This is a genomic window from Acidithiobacillus sp. TH-A35, from assembly GCF_057473505.1.
Genome location: NZ_JBYCKR010000102.1, coordinates 1 through 8122 on the forward strand (window position 1 = coordinate 1; position 8122 = coordinate 8122).

9 protein-coding genes are annotated in these 8122 nt (G+C 57.1%); all 9 read right to left on the minus strand.

Annotated elements, in window-relative coordinates:
• Positions 1-680: methyl-accepting chemotaxis protein (locus tag AC2VNK_RS03765; protein WP_486882846.1), on the minus strand; the 680-nt coding region annotated here is incomplete at its 3' end.
• A gap of 12 nt (positions 681-692) precedes the next feature.
• Entirely contained in the window at positions 693-1649 is a 957-nt protein-coding gene (locus AC2VNK_RS03770) for a chemotaxis protein (protein WP_486882848.1), read from the minus strand.
• Positions 1646-2911: a methyl-accepting chemotaxis protein gene (locus AC2VNK_RS03775; protein WP_486882849.1), complete on the minus strand. Its 1266-nt coding sequence runs from the start codon at positions 2909-2911 to the stop codon at positions 1646-1648. Before AC2VNK_RS03775 ends, AC2VNK_RS03770 begins: the two co-directional genes overlap by 4 nt.
• Positions 2912-2934: 23 nt before the next feature.
• Positions 2935-3687 carry an oxygen-binding di-iron domain-containing protein gene (locus AC2VNK_RS03780; RefSeq protein WP_486882851.1) on the minus strand — a complete coding sequence of 251 codons (753 nt, stop codon included), beginning with the start codon at positions 3685-3687 and terminating at the stop codon, positions 2935-2937.
• Entirely contained in the window at positions 3665-4285 is a 621-nt protein-coding gene (locus AC2VNK_RS03785; protein WP_486882852.1) for a hypothetical protein, read from the minus strand. Before AC2VNK_RS03785 ends, AC2VNK_RS03780 begins: the two co-directional genes overlap by 23 nt.
• Positions 4285-6378, minus strand: a complete 2094-nt coding sequence (locus AC2VNK_RS03790; RefSeq protein WP_486882853.1) for a chemotaxis protein CheA — start codon at positions 6376-6378, stop codon at positions 4285-4287. The genes AC2VNK_RS03785 and AC2VNK_RS03790 overlap by 1 nt, the downstream gene beginning before the upstream one ends.
• Before the next feature lie 2 nt (positions 6379-6380).
• Positions 6381-6869, minus strand: coding sequence for a protein phosphatase CheZ (locus AC2VNK_RS03795; RefSeq protein WP_291523391.1), 489 nt, complete (start codon positions 6867-6869; stop codon positions 6381-6383).
• Positions 6866-7285: a chemotaxis response regulator CheY gene (cheY, locus tag AC2VNK_RS03800; RefSeq protein ID WP_291523389.1), complete on the minus strand. Its 420-nt coding sequence runs from the start codon at positions 7283-7285 to the stop codon at positions 6866-6868. The genes AC2VNK_RS03795 and cheY overlap by 4 nt, the downstream gene beginning before the upstream one ends.
• A 203-nt stretch (positions 7286-7488) precedes the next feature.
• Positions 7489-8122: SPOR domain-containing protein (locus AC2VNK_RS03805; RefSeq protein ID WP_486882855.1), on the minus strand; the 634-nt coding region annotated here is incomplete at its 5' end.

Consider the following 8122-nt stretch of genomic DNA (forward strand, 5'->3'; position numbering starts at 1 on the left):
TGGCCAGCACCCTCGTTGATGGTGACCGCCGAGCTGCGGATGTCCGCAGCCGCAGCCGCGGAGCTTTGGGCGAGCTTTTTGACTTCATCGGCGACGACTGCAAAGCCGCGGCCGTGCTCACCCGCGCGTGCCGCTTCAATGGCGGCATTCAAGGCCAACAGATTAGTCTGCTTGGCAATCTCCTGCACTTTGGCGGCGAGGCTGCTGATGTTGCGGGTCTGCTGTAAAAAAGCCTGTACGGTTTTGCCCATGGCGGTCACCGTCTGCTCGACGAGATCCATTTCGCCGATCAGTTCAGATAGCCGTTCATTGCCCATCTGTACCTCGCGCAGCGTGTTTTCGGAGAGGTCCTGGTTTTCGGCAATACTCTCGGCGGTGCTGCGGACCGCCACAACGACGGCGTGCGCCTGGGTTTGGAGAGACTCGGCCTCCACCTGAGCCATTTCAAGATTTTGATGGAAGTCGATGCCAAGCAGATGACCCTCGGCAGCGTGTTCCAGCGCCGTGACTTGGTGGTCGAGGACAAGACAACTCTGCTGCAGGCGGTCTTTCTGCCAATTGCAGATGGGGGCGACGGTGGTTTGCAGTTCTTCATCATCGGCGATCAGGCGCGCGGTATCCGCATCACCATCCAGACAGGCGGAAAGCAGTGAAATCAAGGAATTGTTGTCGGCGGGCATGAGGCTGTCCTCTTAATTGGGCTGAATGGCCTTGGCGACGGCGCGGGCCAGATCGTCTGGCACGAATTTGGCGACGTAGCCATCGGCTCCGACGCTGTGGGCGTGGGATTCGTTGGCCGTTCCGGACAACGAGGAGTGGATGACCACCGGGATTTCACGCAGGGTTTCATGCTCTTTGATTCTACGGGCGAGGGTGAAGCCATCCATCTCCGGCATTTCTAGGTCGGTGAGTACCATGGCTACTTTATCGCGCAAAGGAATGCCTGCTGCCTTGGCATCATGCGCTAGCTGTTGCAGGCGGTCCCAGGCCTCTTTACCCGTCTTGGTACCGATGAAAGGAAGACCAAGGCTGCGCAGCGTCTTTTCGATCTGGTTGCGGGCGACGCCGGAGTCATCCGCATAGAGAATGACGGCGCCTTGGGGAATGTTGACTATATGATGCTGGACCAGTTCGTCGCCAGTCTTGAAGCGGGAGGGGAGCACCTGGCGCAGGATGTGCTCGACATCGAGGACGAGCGCCAAGCGGGCGGTTTCTTCATCCTCGTCGAGACGCGCTAGACTCGTGATCAGACCGCCGACGGCAGCGCCTTCAGCGGAGAGTACCCGGCTCCACTCCAAACGGATGATTTCTTCGACTTCTTCTACGGCAAAGCCCTGAACGGACCGCTCATACTCCGTAACCAGCAGGATGTTGAGCCCATCGGCGCGGCAACCGACCACGGTGGGAAGATCAATCACGGGGATGATCTGGCCACGGATGTTGGCGACGCCCATCACATGCTCGGGCGCACCGGGCATGGGGGTGATTTTTGGCATCACCAGCGCTTCGCGAACCTTGAAGACGTTGATGCCGAAAAGCTCACGGCTGTTGAGCTGTTGATCTTTGCCGAGGCGAAAGACCAGGAGTTCAAATTTGTTAGTGCCGGCAAGCTGGGCTCTTTCATCCACTTCACGTAATACCTGGCTCATAGGTTTGGTCCTTGGTGATTTTTCTGGGTGGCGGCAGACAGTGCGTCTAAATTCTGGAAAATCACATCACGCAGCGCCAAAATACGTTCCAGAAGCTTCTCGGTGGTTGCTTGATCTCCGCGGCTATAGGCGGAAATTAAATCCTTGGCGGTCTGGTGGAACTTGCGATGTGGTTCTGATAGTGCGACGAATTCCGGCAGTGCCCCGAAATTTTGCGTACCGAAGCTATCGTACCAGTGCCCCAAGCTGCAGGTATGGTGATCTTTGAGGTCCTCGAGACGTACCTGATGACTACCCTCCGTAATTTCATTCTGAAGTCGGCGTACAAATATTTCATGATTCTGGCGCGCGCTCTCCATGGTCATGGATGCGGCGATCATGCTGAGATTACTGATCTCGCGGTTGAGACTGGCGGTTACTTCGATAGACTGCTGCGCCTGAGTCTGGTTTTTCTGGGAAGCGGTATCAATCGTTTTCGCGGTATTCGTGATGGCAGAGATATTGGTTTGTACTTCGCCAGTGGCCTCCTGCACCCGTTTGGAGAGATTGCGTACCTCATCGGCGACCACCGCAAAGCCGCGACCATGCTCACCGGCACGCGCCGCCTCAATAGCCGCGTTGAGCGCCAGCAGATTGGTCTGGTAGGCAATTTCGCGGATGGTCTGGGCAATCAGACTGATGGCCGCCACCTGCTGAATGAGTGATTCGGAGGCCTGATGATTTTCCTCGATCGTCTTGACCAGGTGTTGCAATGTTTTGCCCACCGTTTCCATTGCCTTTTGCGCTTCTGTGGATGTCCGGGTCAGCGTGTTGGCATGTGCGGTTGCGTTTTTAGAGACGGATACAGAAATCTCGTCCACACGGCGACTGCCGGTTAAATCCCGCCAGGAGGCGTGATAGGCGATCGGGCTGCCGGAGCCGTCTCGGATCACGGTAAAGTGAAGGGCAAAGGTTATTCCACCCAATTCCAGTTCAGAACTGTGCTCAGAAATGCTGCCTGCAGCCAGGTTGCGGAATATCTGACGAATACGTTCCGGTTCTTTATGAAACCGATGGATGGAGTGACCAAGTGCCTGACGCACGTCGGCACCGCGCAAAAGCGGATTCAGTTGCTGGTGATGATGCTGCATGGCTCGCAATGCGGCAGGGTTCATATAAAATATGGCGTTTTCCATGGCGGGGTCTGCCTCACAGAGCATCTCCAGACTCGAGAGAGGGTCCAGCAGCCCGCGGGCGTATTCTGCCAATGCTGTTCTGTTCATTGATGACTCCCTCACTCCTATGTTTATTCGTTAATAGCGATGCCGACATTCAGACCATCAAACCAGTCGAGAAAACGCTGCACGTTATCCCCGCTATAAATGGCGCCATGTTGTGGGCAAAGGTAGTCAATTTTCAGTTTACTCACACGGTTGATCCAGTCTTTTTTGGCCGCATTTGATGGCATCCAGCGCTCATGAAAGTATTTAGCTTCGGTAATGTGCTCTTCGAAAGCGCGACCGGTTTTATCGCTACAATCCACCCAGGCACCATGTCCTGGCGGTAATAGAGCAGCGCCGACATCGCCGGAAAACAGCACTTTAGCCTCCGGATCATAAACGTGAAAGTTTGCCGAAGAATGCAGGTAATGAGCAGGAATGAACTCCAGGCGACGGCCGCCAATCAGCATATCTCCACCTTCATCCGGAATGCCCTGCAAGGGCGCCTCCAAAGCGCCATAATGGCGAATAAAGCCCTCCCAGAGCTTGGGGATATGCCACTGAATCTGCTCATTGCAGCCATGCCAAAGCGGCAGGCTGGAGGCAATATCCGGATCCTGATGGGAAACAAAAGCCGCTTTCAGACTGCTTGGCGGCACTACCTCGACAAGGGCAGCGAAAACCTGCGGAAAAATTTCAAATCCACCAGGATCGAGGATAAGGCTTTGCCCATTCGATTCCATCACGTACACATTGGAGTCGATGACGCGATGTTCGTCCTGATCATAGAGAATCCACCAGCGATGGCTGCCTGCTTCAAATATGGGTGCTGCTTTCATGCTCTAAGCTCTCCAGTTGATGGCGATAAGTGCGGATGACATTGGACACGGTGCGCACAGCCTCACCCATATCGCGTGAGACACGCATAAGGGGGGCACCTGTGTCTTCTGCTAAAGCCGCTTCGATACGGCCATTGGTGACCACATATTCCTGTTCCTCAATGCCCTCTTGTAGGGCATCCACCGCGGCGATGAGACGAAGCAATATCTTCCGTGCATCTGTCTCTTCCTGGGTGATGATTTTTTGCCACTGCGACTGGGTATTATTGAGACTGGCGCAGACCAGCCCATGCTGCGCCATGGCCTGGATCATCGTGTCAAACGATGTTACGAAGCGCTGATGCTGGAGAATACGCATGTGCGCGTGGATCAGGGGTGCAATGGTCTCCTGCAGATGCGACGCGGATTCTTTGAGGCTGGCGGCGCGTTCGCGGAAAGCCTGGGCGACTACGCCATAGCCGGCCAATGCGTTGCCATGACGTTTGACGAGCACCATCGCATTCAAGGCCCGGCGATCAATCTCGCGCAGGGATTTTTCGATGCTCTGGCGGGCGGCAAAGGAAGCGTCGACCACCTGCATGATGCGCTGGACGTCCATCAGGCGGCACCTCGCCGGTCGGGGGTCGTCTTGCCGGTGCTGGGGTGCTCCAAGGCATGACCGAGCAGTGCGCCCGGATCAAGGATGAGGACGACATCGCCCTTGCCGGAAATGGTTGCCCCCTGATACCAGGTTTGCTCGGCGAGAAAATCAATGGGTTTGACCACCGAGTCCTCATTGCCGAGCACTTCTGAAACCATGAAAAGGCCACGTTCGGTGAGAACCCCTTCAATGGGTTCGGAACCCAGACGCAAAGGGCGATCATTGAGCAGGGCGCCGAGGTCTACTATGGGGGTGACTTGGGTGCCATCCACGCGGTAAACGCTGCGACCACCCATACGATGAATACGGCTTTCCTGAATATCCAGCAGGCTTTCGATACTGGAGATGGGCAGGGCGTAGATTTCCCGACGCAGACGCAGGTAAAGTACGGGCAATACCGCCATGGTCAGTGGAAATTCCATGGCAATCGTGGTGCCGAGACCGAGGCGCGTCTGAATGTCCAGATGCCCGCGCAGTTTGCGCACGGTTTCTTTGACCACATCCATACCGACCCCACGACCGGAGAGATCGGTAGCCTGATCCTTGGTGGAGAAACCGGCACGGAAGATCAGTTCTAGCGCTTCCTGTTCCGAGAGCCGGGCGGCCTGATCCGCCGTAATCACCCCTTTGTCGATGGCCTTCTGGGTGACAAACTGGCGGTCTATGCCACGGCCGTCGTCAGATACCTCGATGCGTACTTTGTCGCCGAGGTGTACGGCGGCTACCCGGATCGTCGCGCTACGCGGTTTACCCGCCGCCTGGCGTACATCGGAGGGATCAATGCCGTGGTCGAGGCTATTGCGGATCAAATGTGTCATGGGGCCGGAGAGGGCATCGACGACGGTTTTGTCGATTTCGACTTCCTCGCCGACGATGTCGAGTTTGACTTCCTTACCGAGCTGCCGAGAGGCGTCGCGTACCACGCGGGGCAGTTGCTGGAAGAGGCGCTTGCAGGGCTGCATCCGCAGGCGCATGACCGTGCTCTGGATGTCGTTGACGGTGAGGTCCACCTCACGGGCAATGCGCGCCATATCCTCGTTTTCTTCGCCCAGACTACTGACCGCCGAAGCCAAACGGTTGCGCAGGAGGACCAGTTCGCCGACCTGATTCATGACGGCGTCGAGGCGCAGCGCGTCAACGCGGAGGGTGGTGTCGGCGGCTTCCGGCATGTTCTGCGTGCGCGCACTGGGGTTCGCTATGGGTGCTGGTGTTGCGGACAGCGGTTGCGCATGGAGGTTCTGGGCTGGAAGACCGATGCAGGATGCGGGCGGGTCAAGCGCAAATGCAGCGCTGGCGGGTTGCGTCTGTGCGGTTCGCTCTAGGACGTCATAACCCGGCGCCTGGCCGCCATGAAGTTGATCCAGCACCCGCTCAAACTCTTCCGGGCTGATCTCGTCGCCAGCGGGGCAGAATTGCTCCGGCGGGTCGACCAGACCGGGGGCCTGATTGCCGTAAAGGGCGTCGAGGGTGGCTTCAAATTCGGCCTCACTGATTTCGTCGCTGCTGCCGGGCGCGGAGTGGCTGCTTATATCGGCACGCTCAATGTAAATACCGTTGTGACCGTCGACGGTGATCCGTTGACTGGCCATCAGAGTGGCATCTGTCGACAAACAGGTGGTTGCGTCCGTGCCGGACTCGTCCGTTTCTGCTGTGAGGGCCTGCAGATAGGGTGTTTGACCAGCGGCGAGTTGCTGAATGACCTGGCCCAGATCCACAGGCCCGGCTGCCGGACTTTCGCCGTGGGCCAACTGCTGCAGCATGTCATCGATGACGTCCAGGCCCTTGAGGATGGCGTCGATCATGCTGGCGGAGATAGTCAGCGTATGGGAACGCAGCTTGTCCAGAAGGTCTTCCAGATGATGCGTCCAGCTGACGAGGTGGTCTGCTTCCAGGAATCCCGCCCCGCCTTTCAGGGTGTGAAAGGCCCGAAATACTGATGCCAAAATTTCGTCATTGCCGGGTTCAGATTCCAGCCGAAGGGTGTCTTCCTGGGCTTTTTCGAGGAGCTCGCGGGCTTCGGGAAGGTAGTCCTGCAAAATCTCCATGTCCATGATCAAATCCCCAATTCGGCGAGCAGGGCGTCTACTTCGTCTTGATTGACGCTGGGATCGGAATCCGCAACGTCATCCGCTTGGGGCGCGTAGTCCGGGTTGGCCTGCATCCCGATTTCGGCGAGGGTCAGACGGATACGTTCTTCGACCGCCTGCAGGAGGGTGATGGCCTTTTTCAGCCGCTGACCGGCAAGATCCTGCCCTTGCTGGCTGGTCAGAATGGTGAGCAGGGCATCGTCGATGTGGTGGAGCGATTCGTCGATAAAGCGGTTATGGGCGCTACGAATGTCATTTACGGCATCCTGGGCACGCTCAACGGCCGACAGGGTGACCATGGTCTGCTCTTCAGTGAGGCGCAAAGCCTCCTCCAGCGGATTTTGCGCACTCGAGAGGTTTTCTTCTGCCGTATTGGCAATACGTTTCAGGCCTTCACGGAGAAGCAGTTCGGCCTCACTCAGCAGACGCCCCGGATTCAGTACATGGTTATTCATGACTGAGCTCCCTGAGCGGCTTGCAGGCGTTTGAAAACGGCGTCGAGCTTTTCCTTGAGTGTGTCGGCGGTGAAGGGCTTGACGATATAGCCGTTCACTCCGGCTTGAGCCGCTTCCAGGATGTTCTCGCGTTTGGCCTCTGCCGTGACCATGAGGACCGGTATGTGCTTGAGTTGGGCGTCTGCACGAATAGCACGGAGCAGGTCGATACCCTGCATGTTGGGCATGTTCCAGTCAGAGACGACAAAATCGAAGGGTCGGTTGCGCAGTTTTTGCAGCGCCTGTACCCCGTCTTCGGCTTCATCAAAATTGCTGAAACCCAGCTCCCGCAACAGGTTGCGCACAATCCGGCGCATGGTGGAAAAGTCGTCCACTACGAGGATGTGAATGCTTTTATCGACCTGATCTATTCCCATATACCCCTTTTCTCCTCCTTGAGCGGCAGCCCCTCTGATCGGCTGCCGAGAGCTCGCCGTCCGCACAACGGACGTCTCTCTAATCTGTGATGGTTTTAAGCAAACTCTATTCCAGGAAAAATGCGCTGCTGGTCAGTTGCGGCCTTAGTTGAGCTATACGGCACGGCAGCCTGGAAACTGAAGGGGCTCCGCCGCCCGGATCATCAGCGGACGGGTGACCAGTATTGGGGATAACCCTGATGTTTGGTGAGGTTGGCGATGCGTTGCGTGACGGTATCGGCAGCGATCCGACTGGGCACGGGGCCCACCAACACGCGGTAAAGATGGTTCTGTGGCAAGGTGCCGATGCACGTGCTGAAGCCTTTGCTTTTGAGCGGTTTTGCCAGATCAGTTGCCATGCTGGAGCGCCCGAAAGCCCCCAGTTGCACATACCAGCCAGCATCGCTGCAGGTGTTGTCAACGGATGGGGCGGGGGCCGTTGGCGCTTTACGGGTGGGTGGAGCTGACTTCTGCGTCAGGGTGGGACGAGTCAATACGGGCATTGGGGCGGGTGTCGGGCGCGGGTTGGCTGCGACAATTTTTTGGCGAACTGGAGACCGCCTGGATCCTTTGGCAATAACCGTGGGTGAAACAATTGGATTCGCACTGGTGTTGATGGCGGTTGCTGACTGAGTTGAGATCGTCGGGGTGGTAACTGCTGCGGTGGGTTTGGCGGAGTTAACAGAGGATATTACCGCGATGGGTTGCGGCAGGCTCAAAAAAACGCTGGCCCCACTGGATTGAAGGGTATTGGGAGTGCTTTCGTCGTGTCGTTCGGAATGTTTCCGGTATACCCCC

What these genes read in the sequence shown, in the direction of transcription:
- AC2VNK_RS03770 (WP_486882848.1), bottom strand. Translation starts at nt 1,649, where the DNA reads ATGAGCCAGGTATTACGTGAAGTGGATGAAAGAGCCCAGCTTGCCGGC.
- AC2VNK_RS03775 (WP_486882849.1), bottom strand. Translation starts at nt 2,911, where the DNA reads ATGAACAGAACAGCATTGGCAGAATACGCCCGCGGGCTGCTGGACCCT.
- AC2VNK_RS03780 (WP_486882851.1), bottom strand. Translation starts at nt 3,687, where the DNA reads ATGAAAGCAGCACCCATATTTGAAGCAGGCAGCCATCGCTGGTGGATT.
- AC2VNK_RS03785 (WP_486882852.1), bottom strand. Translation starts at nt 4,285, where the DNA reads ATGGACGTCCAGCGCATCATGCAGGTGGTCGACGCTTCCTTTGCCGCC.
- AC2VNK_RS03790 (WP_486882853.1), bottom strand. Translation starts at nt 6,378, where the DNA reads ATGGACATGGAGATTTTGCAGGACTACCTTCCCGAAGCCCGCGAGCTC.
- AC2VNK_RS03795 (WP_291523391.1), bottom strand. Translation starts at nt 6,869, where the DNA reads ATGAATAACCATGTACTGAATCCGGGGCGTCTGCTGAGTGAGGCCGAA.
- cheY (WP_291523389.1), bottom strand. Translation starts at nt 7,285, where the DNA reads ATGGGAATAGATCAGGTCGATAAAAGCATTCACATCCTCGTAGTGGAC.